This is a genomic window from Devosia sp. XK-2, assembly GCF_037113415.1.
Taxonomy (GTDB): domain Bacteria; phylum Pseudomonadota; class Alphaproteobacteria; order Rhizobiales; family Devosiaceae; genus Devosia.
On the sequence record NZ_CP146608.1, the window covers coordinates 2250296 to 2270589 of the forward strand.

A 20294-nucleotide genomic window follows, 5' to 3' on the forward strand; every position below is an offset into this window, starting at 1 on the left:
GCCCCGTCCTTGACTTCGCCCCCACCTCTGACGCAAGGAGAGCCACCCCATCAGTTCAAGGCCCGCCATGTCCGTCGACCAGCTTTCCGTGTCCCTGACCAAGGAACAGGCCTATGCGCTTGTCGATGCCGTTTCCGAGCGCGACGACCTGGCCCTGACCGCCTCCGCCCATGAAAATGAAGAGACCGGCGAATGGGTTTTCGAGGCCACCTGTGACAGCCCGCCCGATGTGGAGGCTTTTGCCGAGCTGGCCCGCCAGGTGTTGGGCGGTGACGTGGCCTTCTCGGTCGCGCCTATCGATCCCGAGATCAACTGGGTCGCCAAATCGCTCGAAGGCCTGGCCCCCGTCGTCGCCGGCGGCTTCTATGTCTATGGCAGCCACGAAACCGGCGACATTCCCCCAGGCCTGACGCCGATGAAGATCGACGCCGCCCAGGCCTTCGGCACCGGGCACCACGAGACGACCACCGGCTGCTTGGAAGCCATCGAAGCCCTGCTCACCAGCCGCACGCCGGCCCGCATGATCGATATCGGCACCGGCACCGGCGTCCTGGCCATCGCGCTTGCCAAACGCCTTGAAGCGGTCATTCTGGCGACCGATATCGATCCCATCGCCGTCACGACCACCATCGACAATGCCGTCGAAAATGGCGTCGGCGACCAGATCGATGCCATCGAAGCCACAGGGCTCGATCACCCCGAAATCATGGCCCGCGCACCCTATGATCTGGTGGTTGCCAATATTCTGGCCGGCCCATTGACCGAATTGGCGCCCGGCATCGGCCAGATCACCCAGCCCGGCGGCACCGCCATTCTTTCGGGCATCCTCAACACCCAGGCCGATGGCGTGATTGCCGCCTATCAAGCCGCCGGCTTTGCGCTTGAGGATCACCTGAAGCGGAAAGACTGGACCACACTGGTGCTGGAAAAGAACTGATTCTTCTCACCATTGGGGAGAAGGCGGCGCGTAGCGCCGGATGAGGGGCTTTGAGCCGGGGAAAGAACGCTTCAGTGAAGCGTTCTTAGGCGAAAAGGCCATGAGAACTATGCTCGAATGGCGCCTCGCGCTCCGCCCGCACATCCCCCTCACTGGCTCGGCTCCGCCGAACCACCTCTCCCCGATGGGGAGAGGAATGGCGGCGGTACCAGGTGTGCTCCCCAAACGCAAAATCCCCGAAGCAGGCTTCGGGGATCGGCATTGATCGTCAGCTTTTTGGATACAGCAGCCTTACGGGCGCTTGGTCACCGCGCCGATCAACTGGTGCTGCATGCGATAGCTGACCTGGCGGGAGGCTTCGCGGCCACGGGCATCGATCAGGCCACCCAAAGCGCTGCGGAAACCGTTCTTGCTCTCAGTCATTTCTCTAACTCCATGCGACGGGCGGTCTATTGCCACCCGACATCGCCCATTTAGGCTGTTCGCTTCGGTCCGGTAAGGGCCTTGCCGGCAAATCAGCCATGCCGTTTTTGCAGGCCAGGCTTAACGGTCGTTAAGCTTGCGGCCCAGATCGTGTTCACGCTCATAGCGGGCGACGAAGCGCGCCGCCTGGCGGCTGCGGCCCTCGACAATGGCATTGAAGGCACGCTGGAAGAGATTGTTCTGCTTGCTCATTTCAAGTGCTCCTGTTCTCTTGGCCCCAAGATAGGCTTTGCCCGGCGCAAAACCAGAGACAAGACAACAGAACAGCCATGCCAAAAATGCATTGCATGCCGATCTGCCGCCAGGACGAAAATGACCGATAGAACGTTTAAAACCGCTATTTTTCAAAGCTTTGAGGAAAAATCCGACCCATCCCAGGTCGCACCACGCGTCGCTGCTCTCCGATCAGCCATGCAAAAATCGGGCATCGATGCCTTCCTCATTCCGCGTGCCGACGCGCATCGCGGCGAGTCGGTGCCGGCCAGCGAGGCGCGACTGGCCTATATTACCGGTTTTACCGGCTCGGCCGGCATTGCGGTTATCGGTACGGATAAGGCCGGGCTCTTTGTCGATAGCCGTTACACCCTGCAGGCCCCAGCTCAGACCGATACCGATCTGGTGAGGGTGCACGAGGTCAACCAGGGCGGCGTCAGCGCCGATATCCGGCTTTACGTGCCCAAGGGCGGCACGCTTGCCTATGATCCCTGGCTGCATACGCCAGGCGAGGTGCGCGACATCGCCGAGAAACTGACGGGTCACGCCCGGGTCGTGCCCCACGCCAATCTGGTAGACGCCATCTGGGCCGACCGCCCGGCCCCGCCTGTCAGCCCGATCGAATTTCTGGGCCACAATCGCGCCGGCAAGACCGCTGCCGACAAGCTTGCCTATCTGCATGAGGTTCTGGAGGCGGAAAAAGCCGATGCCGTGGCCCTCACCCTGCCCGAATCCATCTGCTGGCTGTTCAATATGCGCGGCCGCGACGTGCCCAATACGCCTTTCGTGCTCGGCTTTGCCATTGTACCCCTGTCCGGCCGGCCCACGCTTTATCTCGATAGGGCCAAGATCACGCCCGATCTGAAATCGGCGCTTAAAGGCATTGCAGATGTGGCCGAGGCCACCGCATTCGACCAGGCGCTTGCCGGCCTGGGTAGTGACGGCAAGGCGGTGATTATCGACCCGCAGACCGCGCCTGCCGCCATTGCCGACACGCTCAAAAATGCCGGTGCGACGCTGATCGAAAAGCGGGATCCGGTGCTGGGTCCGAAATCGCGCAAGAACGATGCCGAACTGGCCGGAATGCGCGAGGCCCACAGGCTCGACGCGATCGCGCTGGCAAAATTCCTCGCCTGGTTCGATAGCGAGGCGCCGCGGGGCCAGCTCACCGAAATCGGCATTGTCACCGCGCTGGAAAGCTTCCGCCGCGAAGAAGAGACCTGTGTCGATGCCAGTTTCGACACCATTTCCGGCGCCGGACCCAATGGCGCGATTGTCCATTATCGTGTGACCACCAAAACCGATCGCCGTCTCAATGCCGGCGAGATCATGCTGGTCGATAGCGGCGCGCAATATCTCTCGGGCACCACGGACATCACCCGAACCCTCGCAACCGGCCCTGCCACTGCCGAACAAAAGGACCGCTATACGCGCGTCCTCAAGGGCATGATCGCCATTTCCATGGCGCGTTTTCCTTTAGGCACCAGCGGCGCCCAGATCGACGTCCTCGCCCGCCAGTTCCTCTGGCAGGACGGCGTCACCTATAATCACGGCACCGGCCACGGCGTTGGTGCTTTTCTAGGCGTGCATGAAGGGCCGGTCGGCATTTCCTCGCGCTACACCACGCCGCTCGAGGTCGGCAATGTCATTTCCAACGAGCCAGGATTCTACAAGGCCGGCGAGTATGGCGTCCGCATCGAAAACCTGGTGACAGTGCGCGAAGCGACCGGCTATCCCGGCTTTCTCGAATTCGAAACGCTCACCCTTGCGCCCATCGACACGCGCCTGATCGCGCTTGATCTGATGACCGAGGCCGAGCGCAACTGGCTCAATGCCTACCATGCCCGCATCTGGAACGAGATCGGACCGCTCGTTACCGGCCCGATCAAGGACTGGCTCAAAGGGGCAACCGCCGCCATCTAAGGCGAGTCCATAGGCCCGCTCAATTGAACCAAAGCGCGAAATTCGGCCAATTGTCCCCGAACACGCGATTGCCGGCGGCAAAGCTCTCGGCATCGGCTACCGGACCATCTGCCAGGAAGGGCAGCGCCCTCTGCCCGGCCAGCAGCATGACCAGGTCTGTTTCCGTGGCGGTTTCGAAGAACAGCTTGAGACTAAAACCCTGCCGGAACCGCCAATGCGGGATCAAGAGGTCGCCGGCAAGGATGTCGTCGACCGTGTCGAGCGTCTCCATCCAGGCGGCGACGACCTCCTCGGTCACTGTCTGGCCGGGCACCAGCGATGTCTGCCGGGGCGAAGGCACCAATTCGCGATTGTCGTCCGTTTCCGCCAGGATCGCCTCCCAATTGCGGCGCGACAGCGCGGTGACCGCCTGCAGGCGCTCCAGCACCCCCTTGAACCGGTCGCGGTCGATAACGGGAAAATCCGATGTGTGGACAGCCGCGATCAGGTCGGCGATGAACGTGTCGGTTTCCGGGTCCATCATCAGCGTGCCGCCGCGCGCAAAATCCTGCATCGGCAGGCCCGCCTTGGGAAATAGACGATGGCCGATCGCAGCGAAAAGCTCGGAAAAATCATGTGCCAGCAGGAGATCGACCGGCGCGGCGGCCACCTGGCTATAGCCGGCCAGCCAATAGGCATCGGCCGGATCAAAGCCGATCGTGCTGTCCACGGGGGCCGTTTTGCCGCCCTTGGCCTTGCCTTCGGGCATGGGCAGGCTGGCGCCCAACAGCGCGCCCAAGGTCTCCCCGACCGCCGCTTGGCCATCCCCGTCAATATCCATGCGCACCCGCAGAGGATCGATGGCGATGACGAAGTCACCCCCCATGGCAGCCGTTTCGAAATTGGCGTGCGCCGCATCCATTTTCGTCACGAAGCTATCGAGAATATCGCGCAATTGCTGATAGTTCAGCGGCTCCGGATCGGGATTGGCCGGTCCTGCGCTGATGCCGCTCTCGATGCCCAGCAGCATGGCCGCCGCCGGCACACGCGGCGCAACCGCACCATGGCGATAAAGCGCCTGCGAGAGCTCTTCAACGGCCCCCACCAGATCGATCAGTCCCAAACCGAAGCAGGCATCCATATGAAACATGGCGCATTGCTCGTCGTAATAGGAGCGGCTTTCGACGGCCTCGCCCGTATAGAGCAGATCGGGCAGCCGCGAACCGGCCGGACTGGCCAGACCTGCGCCCGGCACCATCGTCGCGGCCAATGCCGCTGCAACCAGTCTACGCAATAGAGCCTCCCTTTTCCGCCTATTTGCCGACGCGCTCGAACCACTCGTCTTCGCTGATCACCTCGACGCCCAGTTCCTCGGCTTTTTTCAGCTTCGAACCCGCGCCGGGGCCGGCAACCACAATATCGGTAGCACCCGAAACAGAGCCGGCCACCTTGGCCCCCAGCCGTTCGGCCATGGCCTTGGCTTCCGAACGGGTCATCTTTTCCAAGGACCCGGTGAACACCACCGTCTTTCCCGCCACTACGCTGTCGGCCGAAATCGTCACCACATAGGGCTGTGGCCTGACCTCGGCCAACAGGTCGTCCAACGCCTGCACGTTCCGCTCATTGGCGAAAAACGCCATGATCGAGGCCTGTACAGTCTCGCCAATACCGCCGATCTCGGGAAACACGGAATGGCCGTCCTCGTGATGGGCGGCCTCGACCGCCTTTTCCCGGAACTTTTCTATCGTGCCGAATTCCTTGGCCAACAAGGCCGCCGTGGTTTCCCCAACATGGCGGATGCCAAGCGCGAAGATGAACCTGTCCAGCTCCGGTTCGCGCCGCGCATCGATGGCATCGAACAGTTTCTTGACCGAGACCGGCCCAAAGCCATCCGCATCCTTGAGCTTCTTCATGGCGCGCTCGTCCCGCGCCTTGAGCGTAAAGATGTCGGCCGGTCGGGCAATGCGCCCCTCGGCATAGAATTGCGCCACCTGCTTGTCGCCCAAGCCATCGATATCGAGCGCATCGCGCGATACGAAATGCTTGAGGTTCTCAACGGCCTGGGCCGGGCAGATCATCTCGCCCGTACAGCGCCGCACCGAATCCAGCTTGCCGGTCTTTTCATTGAGCTCCCGCACTGCCTCCGAGCCGCAGGCCGGGCAGATATGGGGAAACACGAAGGGCTCGGCATCGGCAGGCCGCTTGTCGAGCAGCACATCCACGATCTGCGGAATAACGTCGCCGGCCCGCTGCACGATCACCGTATCGCCCACCCGCAGGTCGATGCCATTGCGGATCGGCTCGCCACTATTGCCGATACCCTTGATATAGTCCTCATTATGCAGCGTGGCATTCTCCACCACCACGCCGCCCACGGTCACCGGCTGCAGCCGCGCCACCGGCGTCAATGCCCCGGTACGCCCCACCTGAATGTCGATGCCGGTCAGTATGGTCGTCGCCTGCTCTGCGGGGAACTTATGGGCGATGGCCCAGCGCGGCGCCCTGGCGACAAAGCCCCAGCGCTGCTGCAAATCCAGCCGGTCTAGTTTATAGACGACGCCATCGATATCGTAGCCCAGCGTCGCGCGCTGCTCTTCGATCTTGCGATATTGTTCGATCAACACCTCCGCCGATGTCGTCTTGATCATCAGCGGATTGGTGACAAAGCCCCATTCCTTGAACTTCTGCACCACCGCGGTCTGTGTCTCCGCCGGCGGCTGGGCATTGCCCTGCGCGTCCTCGGCAATGCCCCAGGCATAGGCGAAGAAATTGAGGTTGCGGCTGGCAGTGATCTTGGGATCTTTCTGCCGCAAGGACCCTGCCGCCGTATTGCGCGGATTGACATAGTCCTGGCCGCCGAACTTGGCCGAATGCTCCTTGAGCCGCTTGAACTCCGCATGGCTCATATAGACCTCACCGCGGATTTCGATCACCGCCGGCCAGCCCGAGCCGGCGAGCTTGTGCGGAATGTCCCCGATGGTCTTGAGGTTTTCCGTAATGTCCTCGCCCTCGGTGCCATCGCCGCGCGTGGCGCCCCGCACGAAAACGCCGTTCTCATAGCGGAGCGATGCAGAGAGCCCGTCAATCTTCGGCTCGGCGGTAAAGGCCAGTTCAAAATCGGGATCGCGCAGGATGTCAGCCATGAAGAACTTCCTGGCCCGCGCCACGAACTCGCTGACATCCTCTTCGGAAAAGGCATTGGCGAGGCTCAACATAGGCACGCCATGGCGCACCTTGGCAAAACCCTCCGCCGGCGCCGCACCGACCCGCCCCGACGGGCTATCGACCCGCACCAGTTCTGGAAAGGCCAGTTCGATGGCGTCATTGCGGCGCTTCAGCGCGTCATAGTCGGCGTCCGATATTTCGGGCCTGTCCTGCTGATGATAGGCGATGTCGGCAGCGGCAATGGCAGCGGCAAGCCGCTCGAGCTCCGCGCGGGCCTCGTCTTCACTCAGATCGGCGACATCTTTGAGAGAAAGATCGGACATGGAATACTCGACGATTCTTAAATCCACCGGATCACCCCTCTCCCCTTATGGGAGAGGGTGCCCGAAGGGCGGGTGAGGGGTTTTGCCGGACCGGGGGTTAGCGCGGAGCCCACCCTTCATCCGGCGCTGCGCGCCACCTTCTCCCACAAGGGGAGAAGGGAAACCTGCCACAGAGGCCGGTTGCAGTGAAGGTTGTTATCCCACGGCCCCTAGCAATTTCTTGGCAGCAGCGCGCGCTTCCTTGGTGATTTCCGCGCCGGCCAGCATGCGCGCCACCTCCTCCTGCCGCGCATCCTTGTCGAGCGGCCGGACATGGGTGCGCACAAAGGCGCCCTCATCCACCATCTGCTTTTCAATCAGCAAATGCCGGTTGGCCCCGGCCGCGACCTGCGGGGCATGCGTGACCGTCAGCACCTGCACGGTCCTGGCCAAGCGCGCCAGCCGCCGGCCGATAGCATCGGCCACCGCGCCACCCACACCGGTGTCGATTTCGTCGAAAATCAGCACCGGCGCCGATCCACGATCGGCCAGCACCACCTTGAGCGCAAGCAGGAAACGGCTCAATTCACCGCCCGACGCGACCTTGAGCAAAGGCCCGGCCGCTGTGCCTGGATTGGTCTGCACATGAAAGGCGATCTGGTCATAGCCAGTGGCCGCCACGCGTTCCCTGTCGGCCTGGTGGTCGACGATGAATTTGGCGGCGCCAAGCTTGAGATCGGGCAGTTCGGCCTCGACAGCCGCGCTCAACGCCTGCGCCGCCTTTTTCCGCCCCGCGCTCAGAATATCGGCTGCTTCACGATAGCGCGCCCGCGCCGTGGCTTCCTCCGCCTCCAGCAGTTTGAGCCGGCTTTCTCCGCTCTGGAGCGTTTCGAGATCGCCCTCATATTTGGCGAGGACCGCGGCGAGCCCGTCGCAATCGGTCTGGTGCTTGCGCGCCGCCGCCCGCAAGGCAAAAAGCCGCTCCTCGACATCTTCCAATTCACCGGGGTCAAAGGCCATCTCGCGCTTGAGCTCCTCAAGCGCATCACCGGTGCGGTCGAGTGTGACCAGAGACGCGTCGAGCGCATCCACAATGGGCTGGAACAGCGTGGCGCCGCCGTCTACCTTGCGCATCAACCGCCGCATGAGCGACGCCAGCGCCGGGGTCGGCGCATTGGGTCCGTTGAGAATCTCGTCGATCTCGACCACGTCCGACGCGGCCTTTTCGGCCTGCTGCAATTGCTGGCGCCGCTCGGCCAGTTCACCCTCTTCACCAGCCACGGGCTTGAGCTTGCTCAGCTCCTCCACCGTGTGGCGCGCATAATCCTCAGCCGCCAGCGCCTCGGCCACCAGCGCCCGCTGCTCCGCCACGGCCTGCTGCGCCTCGACCAAAGCCGCCCAGCAATCGCGCACCGCATTGACCTCAGCACCCAATTCGCCGAAGGCGTCGAGCGCCGCCCGATGGGTGGCCACATCCACCAGCGCCCGATCATCGTGCTGCCCGTGGATTTCAACCACCTGGCTGCCGACCTTCTGCAAGAGCGACGCCGACACCGGCTGATCATTGATGAAGGCCCGCGTCCGCCCATCGGCAAATTGCACGCGCCGCAGAATGACATCTTCATCGTCGGGAATGGCATTGTCGCGCAGCAGCGCCCGTGCGGGGTGATCGGCAGCAAGTTCCACCACGGCCACCACCTGGCCGCTTTCCTGCCCCTGGCGCACCAGCGACGCGTCGCCCCTGCCCCCAAGGGCAAGCGTCAATGCGTCGAGCAGGATCGACTTGCCCGCGCCGGTTTCACCGGTCAGCACCGTCATCCCGGCATCCAGGGCCAGATCGAGTTGATCGATAAGGACAATATTTCGGACTGAGAGCGCGTTGAGCATGCGCGTGTCTTCCCGTGGCTACACCACCCATGATCCGCTTTTATCACCGCCGCGCCCCGAACATGCGTCCTCCCGGCGCCCATCCACAGCAAAGTCGGCCCAAAAACAAACCGGGACGCATGATAGCGTCCCGGAACAAAATAGCAACATCGATTCTAAGCGGGAACTAGGCCTGGTGCGCCGCCAGCCAGCTGCCGGAATTGAGCTGGGGCGCCAGGCCCTGCTTGCCGAGCAATTCAAAGGCGCGCTTGTACCAGTCGCTGGCCGGGTAATTGTGGCCCAGCACCGCCGCAGCAGACATGGCTTCCGATGTCAGGCCAAGCAGCAGATAGGTCTCGGTCAGGCGGTAAAGAGCTTCCTCGATATGGGTCGAGGTCTGCCAGCGCTCCACCACCTCGCGGAAGCGGTTGATGGCGGCCGCATATTGGCCATTGCCCTGATAATAGCGCCCCACCGACATTTCCTTGCCAGCCAGCTGGTCATAGGCCACCAGCAGCTTCTCGCGCGCATCGATAGCGTGCTCGGATTTGGGGTAATTGTTGATCAACAGGTTATAGGTGTCGATGGCGTCGCGCGAGAGCTGCTGATCGCGGGTGATGTCCTTGATCTGCGCGAAATAGGCGGTACCCTTGAGCCAGAGCACATAGGGCACTTCCGTGCTCGAAGGATAAAGCGCCAGATAGCGGTCGGCGGCCAGAATGGCCTCGTCGAACTGGCCGATGCGGTAATTGGCATAGACCTGCATCAGCTTGCCCTTTTCCGTCAGCGGATCGCGCGGATGCTGACGCTCGAGCTTTTCAAGCTTGGTGATGGCGGTCTGGTAATACTGGCGGTCCATATCGTCCAGCGCGCCCTGATACAGGGACGCGGCCGGCACAATCGGCTCTTCCTTGACCTTGGGAGGCCCGAACATGCTGCAACCGGCCAGCACGGCGGCCACCAGGCCCATGGCAGCAAGCCGGATAGCCCGGCGGGAATACTGGCTCACAACGTCACGCTTCACGAACGGCCCCGTTCAAAAATCATACCGCAGAAGGTCTGCGGGCCTAGTTGGCAATTGGATCAAAACTGTGGCGCGGCTGTGGAACCAAAGGCCCCTGTCAGCGTACGGACCGCAAGTAATGATGAACCTCGAGACCCTCAGGCTGGTCTTCGAAACTTTCGAATTCCAGCGGCAGGTCTTCGGCATTGACTATTTCATAATTGGCCTCGCTGGAAAAGAGCGAGGCCAGAACATGGGCATTGAGCGCATGCCCGCCCTTATAGGAGCGGAACTTGCCCCAGATGGCCAGGCCGCCCAGCGACAGGTCGCCAATGGCATCGAGCAGCTTGTGGCGCACGAACTCGTCTTCGTAGCGCAGCCCGCCCGGATTGAGGATGCGGTCCTCATGCACGGTGATGGAATTATCCAGGCTCGACCCCAGCGCATAACCGGCCTGGCGCAGAATCTTGGCATCGCGCACAAAGCCGAATGTACGCGCCTGCGAAACGTCTTCGAAATAGCGGCGCGGCGTCCAGTCGAAAATCATGCGCTGCCGCCCGATGACCTTGGAATCAAAGTCGATCTCAAGGTCCAGCGCCCGGCCATTATAGGGTTCGAGCGCGGCAAAGGCGTCATTATTGCGCACGGTCACGGCGCGCACGATCTTGAGGAATTTCTTCTGCGCCGGCTGGACTTCCAGCCCTACCTGAAGAATGGCCTCGGCAAAGGGATGCGCAGAGCCGTCCATAATCGGGCATTCCGGGCCGTCGAGCGTAATCAGCGCATTGTCCACGCCCATACCGCTCAACGCCGAAACCACATGTTCCACCGTGGCGACGCTAATGCTGTCGCCCAGGTCGAGCGTGGTGCAAAGCGTGGTGCGCGTGACGCGCGAATGATGCACCGGAACGGGCTTGGTAAAGCTGTCATTCCCGAGATCGCGCCGGATCATATAGCCCGTATCGGGGGCGCCCGGCCCCATGGTCAGCGTCACCGGCTGCGCACCATGCACACCATATCCGGCAAAGCTGATTTCGCCGGCAAGCGTGCGCTGGCGCTGGGAAAGTTTGTTCATGCCTGAAATTGCTCCCGCCGGGACGTTCACGCTCAAATGAGACTGTTAGACAAAAAAAACTCGGTGCGGAAGCCGCACCGAGAATGCTTTTGGGCAAAGATCACCGAAGGATCAACCGTGTTTGCGCAGGAAGGCCGGAATTTCCAGGTGATCCTTGGCTGCCGGAGCGGCCGCTGGACGCCCTTGATTGTCGAGCTGGCCACGGGCGCCTTCGCTTGCCGGGGCCACGCGGGAAGTCCTTGCGACGCCAGCCTCAATAGCGCTGCGGGCTGCCGCGTCGTCGGCTATCGAGGCCTGCGGTTCGGCGTGAACTTCGGCGGGCTGCTGACCCAGATTCAGACCAACATTGGATGCAAGACGCTTGAACAGAGCTCGTGCATTGCGCGGCTCGGCATCATGACGATCCTGCATGTCCTGTGACCGGCGTGCAACAGCGGGAAGCTCTTCGGTGCGCGGCATGCGACGCTGCCCTTCCGGGCGTGCGGCATGGGACGGCACATAGACGCTCGGGATGGGCTGTTCCTGCATGACCGGCGCCTCTTCGGCTTCAGCCACGGACTCCGCTTCGGGCACATAGGGCTCAACCACGATGCCGTCGTCTTCTTCCGCGTAGGTGCTCTGGGGCTGGTGCGCGGCAAAGGCCTCGGCAACGGCCGCCTCCACCTGATGGCCGATTTCCTCGGCCTCAGCCTCAGCCGCCGGTTCGATGGCCTGCGGCACGACCGAACGCTCTGCCGGCACATGGCGCTTGACCGAAAGCGGCGTGCGCGAAGCATGCGGCTTGGCCGGCTCCATGGCCTGGACCATGGTCGCATCGGTGCCGGTGGCAACCACCGACACACGGATCGTGCCGTTCAGGTTCGGATCGTAAGTCGCGCCAAGAATGATATTGGCGTCGGTATCCACTTCTTCACGGATGCGGCTGGCCGCTTCGTCGACTTCATAAAGGGTCAGGTCCGGACCACCGGTGATGGAGATCAGGAGGCCACGCGCGCCCTGCATGGACACATCGTCCAGCAGCGGATTGGCAATGGCGGCTTCGGCTGCATGGCGAGCACGATCTTCGCCCGAGGCCTCGCCCGTACCCATCATCGCCTTGCCCATGCCGCGCATCACGGCGCGCACGTCGGCGAAGTCGAGATTGATCAGGCCTTCCTTGACCATCAGGTCGGTAATACAGGCCACGCCAGAGAACAGCACCTGGTCGGCCATCGCAAACGCGTCGGCAAAGGTGGTCTTTTCATTGGCCACCCGGAACAGGTTCTGGTTCGGAATGACAATGAGCGTATCGACATGGCGATGCAGCTCATCAATGCCGTCTTCCGCCAGACGAGCACGTCGATTGCCTTCGAAATTGAACGGCTTGGTGACCACGCCAACCGTCAGAATGCCCTGCTCGCGAGCTGCGCGGGCAATCACCGGCGCCGCGCCGGTTCCCGTGCCGCCACCCATGCCGGCCGTGATGAACACCATATGCGAACCGGAAAGGTGATCATTGATCTCATCCCAGCTCTCTTCGGCCGCCGCACGACCCACTTCCGGATGCGAACCGGCACCCAGCCCTTCGGTCACGCCGACGCCAAGCTGGATGATCCTTTGCGCCTTGCTGAGGGCCAGCGCCTGCGCATCGGTATTGGCAACGACAAAGTCGACACCATCCAGACCGGATTCGATCATATTGTTCACGGCATTGCCGCCGGCGCCGCCCGCACCGAATACGGTGATGCGGGGCTTGAGTTCCTGAATGTCCGGGATAGTCAGATTGATGGTCATAAGTGGCCCCATAGTGGCGTGGTTCGTTAAGATTTACCCACCCATTCGTTAACTCCGCCCTAACAAGTGAGTCGGTCCGGTTAACTTTTGCGCAAATTGCGACACGCCCCGGTTACGCGTTCACGTCCGATTAACCACGCCAGACCGCCGCAGATCGGGCATTGACAAGCCGCACGCCTTTGCATAACCATTCACGCATATAGCTTTTTGGTTATTTTAAAGTGATGGAGACACCAATGACCAGCATCATGCCCTGCCTCTGGTTCGACGACCGGATCGACCAGGCTATCGAATTTTACACATCGACCTTTAAAAGCGCCAAGGTCCATGACCTCGTGCGCCACGCCCCGGACAAGCCGGCCTTCACCGCCGTTCTCGAACTGGAAAGCCAGAAATTCCTGCTGCTCAACGGCGGCCCCCGCTTCACCTTCAATGAATCGGTCAGCTTCGTCATAGAGACGGACGGCCAGGAAGAGACCGACTATTTCTGGGATCGCCTGACCAGCAATGGCGGCGAGGAAAGCATGTGCGCCTGGTGCAAGGACCGCTTCGGCCTCTCCTGGCAGGTCGTGCCCCGCCAACTGACCAAGGCCTTGACCGGCCCGGACCGCGAAGGGGCCAATCGCGCCATGCAGGCCATGCTGCAGATGAAGAAGATCGATATTGCAGCCATCGAGAAGGCTTATGCCGGCTAAGCCGCGCCCCCATCCACGACGACGCCCCCGGACCTGATCCGAGGGCGAGCTGGTGTAAAGGGCGCATCGCGCCTAAAAACTGCTTCGCAGCCAGTTCCCGACGCGGGCGATATAGCCGTCGGTGCCGGTGAGCTTCCGCGATCCGCGCGGCTCCACATATTCCTGCGCACAAACCTGCGGATAGACCAGCATGCCGGCCATGGTCGCAAAAGCCGCGCCCTTGGCGATTTCGGGCAGGCCCGAAATACCCATGGGCCGGCCATTGCGCACATTGCGCGCCAGAATGCGTCGCGCCACTTCTGGCAGGCCGGTCATTTCGCTGGCGCCGCCGGTCAGCACGAAACGGCGTCCGCAGACGTCCATCATGCCGGTGGCCTGCATGCGGTCACGAATGGCGGTCAGGATTTCCTCAATGCGTGGCCGCATGATGCGGGTCAAAACGGCGCGCGGAATCTGCCCCGGCGCTTCGTCATGCGATGCACCGACCGGCTGGATGGCGATCATCTCGCGCTCATCCGCCTGCCCCGGCAACACCGAGCCATGCAGGGTCTTGAGCCGTTCGGCATCGGCCACGCTCACCGAAAGCTGCCGGGCAATATCCAGGGTCAAATGGTGCCCGCCAATGGCAATGGCATCGGCATAAACCATATGCCCGTCATTAAAGACCGAGACCGTTGTCGTCGCGCCGCCGAAATCCACGCAGGCCACGCCCAGTTGCGCCTCGTCATCCACCAGCGTGGCAAGGCCGGACGCATAGGGTGTCGCCACCAGCGCCTCGATCTGCAAGTGACAGCGATGTAGCACCAGTTCGAGATTGCGCATGGCCAGCGTCTCCGCGCTCACCACCGCAACGTCTACACCCAGCTTTTCGCCAACCATGCCCTTGGGATCGCGAATGCCCTTCTGCCCGTCCAATGCGTAACCGATCGGTAACGCATGAATGATCGAGCGCTCCGGCCGTACCGAGCGCGAATTGACCGCCTTGAGCACGCGGAAAATGTCGGCCTTCTCGACTTCCTGGCCATCGAGCGAAACGGCGGCCGAAAAGGTCTCGGAGCCCAGACGTCCAGCCGTGACATTGACCAGCACGCTTTCCAGCGTCAGGCCCGCGGCGCGTTCGGCCATGCCCACCACATTGCGGATAGCCTGTTCAGCCTTGTCGATATCGGTAACGACGCCGCTCTTGACCCCCGCCGCCGGACCATAGCCGAAGCCGATGACCTCGGCCTGGTGCGTGCGGCCCTTGAGCGCCCTGCCCTCGGCGCGCGGCACCAACCGGGCGATGACGCAACAGATCTTGGTCGAGCCGATATCCAGCACCGCCACCAATGTCGCCTTGCCCGGCTGAACCGGCCGCAGCCGGGAGGTCATCGCATCGCTCATCATGATTTGTCGGTGTCTTCGTCGGTCTTGTTGGGGCGCACGGCGACAACGCTATCGACCCTGAGGTCGATCACGGAAACATCGCGGTCGAGAAGCTGATAGTCGTTCTGATAGGACACCAGGCGCGCCAAGGCCTGCGCCACGCCCTGCTCGGGCAATTGCACCCTGAGCCCGGTGTCGAAAATCAAATCCCAGCGCCGGTCGGCAATGCGCGACAGCGCAACCAATCCGTCCTGCAGCATGGGAAAGCTGTTGAGTGCCCGGATCATCACCAGCGCGTCATCGGCCGCACCGTCGCCAATCACCAGCGGCAATTCGGCATAGGCCCCGGTCGTTTCGGCAATCTGCTCGCCCTTGCCATCGATCAGGAAGGTGATGCCGTCGACCGCCCAGCGCGCCACCGGCACCTTTTCGGTAATGACCACATCCACATCGCCCGGATAGGTCTTGCGCACAGTCACCGCCTCTACAGCCGGCAAATCGGCCACGCGCAGCCGCGCAGCCTCCACGTCAAAGCCCAGGGTCGAGGTATGCGGCTGGATACCCAGTGCATCGAAAATGGCCTGCTCGCTGGTCAGGGTCTGTCCGGTAATGGAGATTTCACCAATGGCGAGGCCCGCCTGGGCGAAATTGCCCTGCGCAACGCCGCCCAGCATATTGGCCATTTGCCCGATGGGCTCGCGCACCTGGTAGACCGCAAAACCCGCAGCGGCGACAAGCGCGATCATGGCGCAGCGACGGATCAGGCCGCCATGCAGCACCAGAGCACGATTAAGACGGTTGGCAAGCTTACGGCGCGGCGAGCGGATCGGAACAGGCAGCGCGCGGGGGTCCACCAGCCGCGCCCCGGCGAGAAAGGCCTCGCTCTTTACCTGTTGCAACTCGCGTCCTCCACCATCCAGGAGACCAGTTCTTCAAAGGAATGCCCGGCATAGGCAGCCTGTTCAGGCGCCAGCGACGTCGGCGTCATGCCAGGCTGGGTGTTGATTTCCAGACAGACAAGCTCGCCATCTTCGCCCGCCGCGTCGTTGTACCGGAAATCGGTCCGTGTCACGCCGCGACAGCCGAATGCCGCATGGGCCTTAAGGCTCAGTTCTTGCACTTTGTCGTAAATTTTAGGTTTCACCTGCGCCGGAATGATGTGGCGCGACCCGCCTTCGGCATATTTGGCTTCATAATTGTAGAAGGCGAGATCGGTCACGATCTCGGTCACGCCCAGCGCCACGTCCCCCATCACCGCGCAGGTCAGTTCGCGCCCGGGAATATAGCGCTCCACCATGACCTCCTCGCCCGAATTCCAGTCCTCGCGGAGGATTTCCTGTGGCGGATGGCTCTGGTCCGCCTTGACAATAAAGACGCCAAAGCTCGATCCGTCGGATATCGGCTTGATCACATAGGGCGGCGCCATCACATGGTCTCGCCCCGCCTCGCCGCGAGACACGATCAGGTGATCGGTCACCGGAATACCGGCGGCCTTGAGCATGATCTTGGCCTGGTGCTTGTCCATGGCCAGTGCGGAAGCAAGAATACCCGAATGCGTATAGGGAATTTGCAGCAGCTCCAGCAGCCCCTGGATCATCCCGCTTTCGCCCGCCGGGCCATGCAGGGCATTGAAGGCCACATCGGGCTTGAGCGCCTTGAGCACATCAGCCAGGTCCCTTCCGACATCGACTTCGGTGACCATGTAGCCCGCGCGCCTTAGCGCTGCGGCGCACTCCTTGCCCGAGCTCAGCGAAACGGGACGCTCATTGGACCAGCCCCCCATCAGCACGGCGACGTGTTTGCTCATTTGCTGTCCGTCCCGATCAGCGCTTCCAGTTCACCCGGAAGAGCCGCGGCCCATTGCGTAATATTGCCCGCGCCAAGACAGACGACATAGTCGCCCTCCTCGACCCGCGAGGCCAAAAGCGGCGCCAGCGCTTCGGGCCGATCGATCACCCGCGCATCGCGATGGCCGCGCGCCCGGATGCGATTGACCAGCTCTTCATGCGTCACGCCCGGCAGCGGTTGCTCGCCGGCCGCATAGATCGGCGCCACGATGACCGTGTCGGCATCGTTGAAGCAGGCCGCGAAATCGTCGAACAGATCATGGACGCGCGAATAGCGATGCGGCTGCACCACCGCGACCACGTCGCGCCGCGCCGATTGCCGCGCCGCCTTGAGCACCGCGGAAATCTCGACAGGGTGGTGGCCGTAATCGTCGATCACCGTCACCCCGCCCACTTCACCCGTCTTGGTGAAACGGCGCTTGACCCCGGTAAACTCGCGCAGGCCCTTGCGGATCGCTTCCGCTGGGACATGCAATTGATCGGCAACGGCGATGGCCGCCGTGGCGTTGAGCGCATTGTGAATACCCGGCATGGGCAGTTCCAGCCCGTCAATGCGCAATTGCGTCTGGCGGATGCGATCCCGGATTTCGACCGAGAAATGCTGCACCCCGTCGCGGTTTTCGAGATCGATCAGTCGCACATCGGCCTGCGGATTGCGGCCATAGGTGATAACCCGCCGGTCGCGGATTTCACCCACCAGCGCCTGCACTTCGGGATGATCCAGGCACATCACGGCAAAGCCGTAAAAGGGCACATTCTCCACAAATTGATGGAAGGCCTTTTTCACACCCTCGAAGCTGCCATAGTGATCCAGATGCTCGGCATCGATATTGGTCACCACGGCCACATCGGCCGGCAGCTTGACGAAAGTGCCGTCGCTTTCGTCGGCCTCGACCACCATCCATTCGCCGCCGCCCAGCCGCGCATTGGTGCCATAGGCATTGATGATGCCGCCATTGATCACCGTCGGATCAAGATTGCCCGCATCGAGCAGTGTGGCCACCAATGTTGTCGTCGTGGTCTTGCCATGCGTGCCGCCAATGGCAATGGCGGTCTTGAAGCGCATGATTTCGGCCAGCATTTCGGCCCGGCGCACCACCGGCAGCGCGCGGGCGCGTGCCGCCATCAGCTCCGGATTGTCCTTTTTGATCGCCGAGGACACCACGACAACTTCAGCCTTGCCCAGATTGTCGCCGCTTTGGCCGATCTCGACTTTAATGCCCATGTCGCGCAAGCGCTGCACATTGGGATTGAGCGCCGCATCGGAACCCTGCACCACATAGCCCTGATTATGCAGGATTTCGGCAATGCCGCTCATGCCGATGCCGCCAATGCCGATGAAATGGACCGGCCCGATATTACGGGGCATCTTCATGATGTGGGTCTCCCTTCGACCTGAATGTGTTTGCCGGCCAGCCTTTCGGCGATATCAGCCAGCTTTTCGACCGCACGCGGCTGGCCCAATGCGGCGGCCGCTGCGGCGGCGCGGCTGAGCCTGTCGGGATCGGTCAGTAATTCCTCAAGCCGAGTGGCAAGCGATTGCGGTGAAAGCGTGGCCTGCTCGGCCACCCAGCCACCGCCACCCTCTTCCATGAAAAGCGCATTGTACTTCTGGTCCGAGTCCAGCGAACCCGGCAGCGGAATAAGAATGGCCGGACGGCCGATAACGCAGAGCTCGGTGACCGTCGAGGCCCCTGCCCGCCCGATCACCAGATGCGCATCGGCGATCCGCTCGGGCAGGTCCGAAATAAAACTGGCCAACTCCACGCTGGTGCGCGACTGCCGATAGCTCTCGGCCACGCGCTCAATGTCTTCGGCCCGTGCCTGCTGCAAAATCTGCAGCCGATGCCGCAAGGCGTCCGGCAGTAGAGCAATGGCAGCCGGCACAATGTCGGACAGCGCCCGTGCGCCCTGACTACCGCCGGTGACAACAAGACGAATGCTGCCATTCTTGGTCAAGGCGGGATAGGGCTTGCCTACCAGTGGCCGCACCCTGTCACGCACCGGATTGCCGGTCACAATCTTTTCGAGCTTTTGCTGGTCCGCAAAGCGCGTCACCGGAAAGCTCATGGCCAGCACATCGGCAAAGCGCGCCAACGCCCGATTGGCCCGGCCCATCACGGCGTTCTGTTCATGCAGGACGCCCGGAATGCCCAGAAGGTTCGCCGCGATGAACGGCGGAAAGGTCGGATAGCCGCCAAACCCGATCACCGCATCGGGCCGCACTTTGCGCAAGGCATTCCAGGCCGTGCCAATACCCCGGATGATGGTCAGACCCGCGCCGAACAGCTTGATCGGATTGGCCCCGGACGGGGTCGCCGCCGGAACAATATGGATCTGCCGGGCCGGAAAATCGGCGCCGTAGCTTTCCACCCGATGATCGGTCATCAACTCGACATTATACCCGCGCCGGATCAATTCCTGCGCCAGGGCCATGGCCGGAAACAGGTGTCCGCCTGTACCGCCCGCAATCAGAACAAAGGTTTTCATTCGGCGGGGGCTACCACGGCGCTGCGGTAGCTGGGAAGGCCGGTGACCATGCGCTCCTCAGGCTTAGTGCGCGTCAGGGCCAGCATCAGTCCCATGCCGAACGCCACCGCGATCATCGAGGTGCCGCCATAGGACACGAAAGGCAGCGTCATGCCCTTTGCCGGGATGAGATTGAGATTCACCGCCAGATTGATACCCGACTGCATGGCGAACTGCGCCGCCAGCGTCGATGCGCCCAGCCGGGCGAAGAGGCTCGTTTGACGCTGCGCGGCCAGCATGGCGCGAATGGCAATGAACCCGATCAGCGCCACCAGCCCCATGCAGAACACAATGCCGAATTCACCGGCGGCAGCCGAAAAGACAAAGTCGGCATGCGCATCCGGGATCAGCCTATTGGCCAGGGACTCGCCCGGCCCCCGCCCGAACCAACCACCCTCCATCAGGGACTGCAGCGCCCTGTCGACCTGATAGGTATTGCCATCCTCGGGATTGACGAAACTGTCGATACGCCGGGCAAAGTGCGGAAAGAACGCATAGGCGCCGATCAGGAGACCGCCGGCCGCACCGCCCATCCCGATAATGATCCACCAGGAAATGCCTGAGAAAAACAACAGCACCGCCCAGGTCGCCATGACCAGCGCCGTCTGCCCCAGATCCGGCTGCAGCAAGAGCGCCCCAACCAGGCTGAGCATGATCAGCGTGGCAATGGCCCGGCCCGGCACATTGCGATGGATCATGAATTCGGAGAACAGCCAGGCGCCGATCACGGCAAAGGCCGGCTTGACGAATTCGGTCGGCTGGATGGTCTGCCCGCCCAGCGAAATCCAGCGCCGCGCGCCCTTGACCTCGGTGCCGAAATGCAGCGTCGCCCAGAGCAGCAGCGTCATCACGATCAGCGTGCCCAGGGCCACAAAACGCGCCTGGCGATGGCTCAGAAGCGAGGTCGCCAGCATCACCGGCACCGCCACCACGCTGAACATGGCGTGGCGGATCACGAAATGCCATTCATCGAGCCCGATGCGCTCGGCCACGGCCGGACTGGCGCCGAAACTGAGCACCACGCCGCAGACCAGCAGCATGATGAGCGCCCCCAGCAATTCGCGGTCAATCGACCACCACCACTCGGCAAGAGGCGTTTTTTCGGCGCGGGAAAACATCATGGGGAAGGACCGGATACG

The 20294-nt window shown here is 62.3% G+C and carries 17 protein-coding genes; 3 read left to right on the plus strand and 14 right to left on the minus strand.

The window, feature by feature from the left end:
* The first annotated feature begins 67 nt into the window (after window positions 1-67).
* Window positions 68-937: a 50S ribosomal protein L11 methyltransferase gene (locus V8Z65_RS11025; protein WP_338719952.1), complete on the plus strand. Its 870-nt coding sequence runs from the start codon at window positions 68-70 to the stop codon at window positions 935-937.
* 291 nt (window positions 938-1228) lie between these two features.
* Here the strand turns inward: V8Z65_RS11025 and V8Z65_RS11030 are convergent, their stop codons facing one another.
* Entirely contained in the window at window positions 1229-1360 is a 132-nt protein-coding gene (locus tag V8Z65_RS11030; RefSeq protein WP_268905699.1) for a hypothetical protein, read from the minus strand.
* 120 nt (window positions 1361-1480) lie between these two features.
* The gene (locus V8Z65_RS11035; protein ID WP_338719959.1) at window positions 1481-1612 is read right to left on the minus strand and encodes a hypothetical protein; all 132 of its coding nucleotides are present in this window, start codon (window positions 1610-1612) and stop codon (window positions 1481-1483) included.
* Between the two features lie 120 nt (window positions 1613-1732).
* Between V8Z65_RS11035 and V8Z65_RS11040 the strand changes: the two genes are divergently transcribed.
* Window positions 1733-3556 carry an aminopeptidase P family protein gene (locus tag V8Z65_RS11040; protein ID WP_338719961.1) on the plus strand — a complete coding sequence of 608 codons (1824 nt, stop codon included), beginning with the start codon at window positions 1733-1735 and terminating at the stop codon, window positions 3554-3556.
* Window positions 3557-3575: 19 nt separating this feature from the next.
* On the opposite strand, the gene V8Z65_RS11045 is transcribed toward V8Z65_RS11040, so the two are convergent.
* The 6 genes from V8Z65_RS11045 to ftsZ all read right to left on the minus strand — a co-directional run bounded on the left by V8Z65_RS11045 (window position 3576) and on the right by ftsZ (window position 12719).
* Window positions 3576-4829, minus strand: coding sequence for a hypothetical protein (locus tag V8Z65_RS11045; protein WP_338719963.1), 1254 nt, complete (start codon window positions 4827-4829; stop codon window positions 3576-3578).
* Between the two features lie 19 nt (window positions 4830-4848).
* Window positions 4849-7023, minus strand: a complete 2175-nt coding sequence (gene ligA / locus V8Z65_RS11050; protein ID WP_338719965.1) for an NAD-dependent DNA ligase LigA — start codon at window positions 7021-7023, stop codon at window positions 4849-4851.
* Window positions 7024-7218: 195 nt separating this feature from the next.
* Window positions 7219-8889: a DNA repair protein RecN gene (recN, locus tag V8Z65_RS11055; protein ID WP_338719967.1), complete on the minus strand. Its 1671-nt coding sequence runs from the start codon at window positions 8887-8889 to the stop codon at window positions 7219-7221.
* A gap of 166 nt (window positions 8890-9055) precedes the next feature.
* Window positions 9056-9892: an outer membrane protein assembly factor BamD gene (locus tag V8Z65_RS11060; RefSeq protein ID WP_338719969.1), complete on the minus strand. Its 837-nt coding sequence runs from the start codon at window positions 9890-9892 to the stop codon at window positions 9056-9058.
* 97 nt (window positions 9893-9989) lie between these two features.
* Complete coding sequence (gene lpxC / locus V8Z65_RS11065) at window positions 9990-10946, minus strand: UDP-3-O-acyl-N-acetylglucosamine deacetylase (protein ID WP_338719971.1); 957 nt, start codon at window positions 10944-10946, stop codon at window positions 9990-9992.
* Window positions 10947-11057: 111 nt separating this feature from the next.
* Window positions 11058-12719, minus strand: coding sequence for a cell division protein FtsZ (gene ftsZ, locus V8Z65_RS11070; protein ID WP_338719973.1), 1662 nt, complete (start codon window positions 12717-12719; stop codon window positions 11058-11060).
* A 236-nt stretch (window positions 12720-12955) separates the two neighbouring features.
* On the opposite strand from ftsZ, the gene V8Z65_RS11075 reads away from it, so the two are divergent.
* Window positions 12956-13414: a VOC family protein gene (locus V8Z65_RS11075; protein WP_338719975.1), complete on the plus strand. Its 459-nt coding sequence runs from the start codon at window positions 12956-12958 to the stop codon at window positions 13412-13414.
* Between the two features lie 72 nt (window positions 13415-13486).
* Here the strand turns inward: V8Z65_RS11075 and ftsA are convergent, their stop codons facing one another.
* From ftsA to V8Z65_RS11105, 6 genes are read right to left on the minus strand one after another with little or no spacing between them, the layout of a single operon-like run.
* Complete coding sequence (gene ftsA / locus V8Z65_RS11080; RefSeq protein WP_338719977.1) at window positions 13487-14800, minus strand: cell division protein FtsA; 1314 nt, start codon at window positions 14798-14800, stop codon at window positions 13487-13489.
* Window positions 14797-15678, minus strand: coding sequence for a cell division protein FtsQ/DivIB (locus V8Z65_RS11085; RefSeq protein ID WP_338719979.1), 882 nt, complete (start codon window positions 15676-15678; stop codon window positions 14797-14799). The genes ftsA and V8Z65_RS11085 overlap by 4 nt, the downstream gene beginning before the upstream one ends.
* Window positions 15666-16586: a D-alanine--D-alanine ligase gene (locus V8Z65_RS11090; RefSeq protein ID WP_338719981.1), complete on the minus strand. Its 921-nt coding sequence runs from the start codon at window positions 16584-16586 to the stop codon at window positions 15666-15668. The genes V8Z65_RS11085 and V8Z65_RS11090 overlap by 13 nt, the downstream gene beginning before the upstream one ends.
* Window positions 16583-18001, minus strand: a complete 1419-nt coding sequence (gene murC, locus V8Z65_RS11095) for a UDP-N-acetylmuramate--L-alanine ligase (RefSeq protein WP_338719983.1) — start codon at window positions 17999-18001, stop codon at window positions 16583-16585. The genes V8Z65_RS11090 and murC overlap by 4 nt, the downstream gene beginning before the upstream one ends.
* The gene (gene murG, locus V8Z65_RS11100; RefSeq protein ID WP_338719985.1) at window positions 17998-19116 is read right to left on the minus strand and encodes an undecaprenyldiphospho-muramoylpentapeptide beta-N-acetylglucosaminyltransferase; all 1119 of its coding nucleotides are present in this window, start codon (window positions 19114-19116) and stop codon (window positions 17998-18000) included. The genes murC and murG overlap by 4 nt, the downstream gene beginning before the upstream one ends.
* Complete coding sequence (locus V8Z65_RS11105; protein WP_338724007.1) at window positions 19113-20273, minus strand: putative peptidoglycan glycosyltransferase FtsW; 1161 nt, start codon at window positions 20271-20273, stop codon at window positions 19113-19115. Before V8Z65_RS11105 ends, murG begins: the two co-directional genes overlap by 4 nt.
* Window positions 20274-20294: the final 21 nt, after the last annotated feature.

What these genes read in the sequence shown, in the direction of transcription:
- V8Z65_RS11025 (WP_338719952.1), top strand. Translation starts at nt 68, where the DNA reads ATGTCCGTCGACCAGCTTTCCGTGTCCCTGACCAAGGAACAGGCCTAT.
- V8Z65_RS11030 (WP_268905699.1), bottom strand. Translation starts at nt 1,360, where the DNA reads ATGACTGAGAGCAAGAACGGTTTCCGCAGCGCTTTGGGTGGCCTGATC.
- V8Z65_RS11035 (WP_338719959.1), bottom strand. Translation starts at nt 1,612, where the DNA reads ATGAGCAAGCAGAACAATCTCTTCCAGCGTGCCTTCAATGCCATTGTC.
- V8Z65_RS11040 (WP_338719961.1), top strand. Translation starts at nt 1,733, where the DNA reads ATGACCGATAGAACGTTTAAAACCGCTATTTTTCAAAGCTTTGAGGAA.
- ligA (WP_338719965.1), bottom strand. Translation starts at nt 7,023, where the DNA reads ATGTCCGATCTTTCTCTCAAAGATGTCGCCGATCTGAGTGAAGACGAG.
- recN (WP_338719967.1), bottom strand. Translation starts at nt 8,889, where the DNA reads ATGCTCAACGCGCTCTCAGTCCGAAATATTGTCCTTATCGATCAACTC.
- lpxC (WP_338719971.1), bottom strand. Translation starts at nt 10,946, where the DNA reads ATGAACAAACTTTCCCAGCGCCAGCGCACGCTTGCCGGCGAAATCAGC.
- ftsZ (WP_338719973.1), bottom strand. Translation starts at nt 12,719, where the DNA reads ATGACCATCAATCTGACTATCCCGGACATTCAGGAACTCAAGCCCCGC.
- V8Z65_RS11075 (WP_338719975.1), top strand. Translation starts at nt 12,956, where the DNA reads ATGACCAGCATCATGCCCTGCCTCTGGTTCGACGACCGGATCGACCAG.
- ftsA (WP_338719977.1), bottom strand. Translation starts at nt 14,800, where the DNA reads ATGATGAGCGATGCGATGACCTCCCGGCTGCGGCCGGTTCAGCCGGGC.
- V8Z65_RS11090 (WP_338719981.1), bottom strand. Translation starts at nt 16,586, where the DNA reads ATGAGCAAACACGTCGCCGTGCTGATGGGGGGCTGGTCCAATGAGCGT.
- murC (WP_338719983.1), bottom strand. Translation starts at nt 18,001, where the DNA reads ATGAAGATGCCCCGTAATATCGGGCCGGTCCATTTCATCGGCATTGGC.
- murG (WP_338719985.1), bottom strand. Translation starts at nt 19,116, where the DNA reads ATGAAAACCTTTGTTCTGATTGCGGGCGGTACAGGCGGACACCTGTTT.
- V8Z65_RS11105 (WP_338724007.1), bottom strand. Translation starts at nt 20,273, where the DNA reads ATGTTTTCCCGCGCCGAAAAAACGCCTCTTGCCGAGTGGTGGTGGTCG.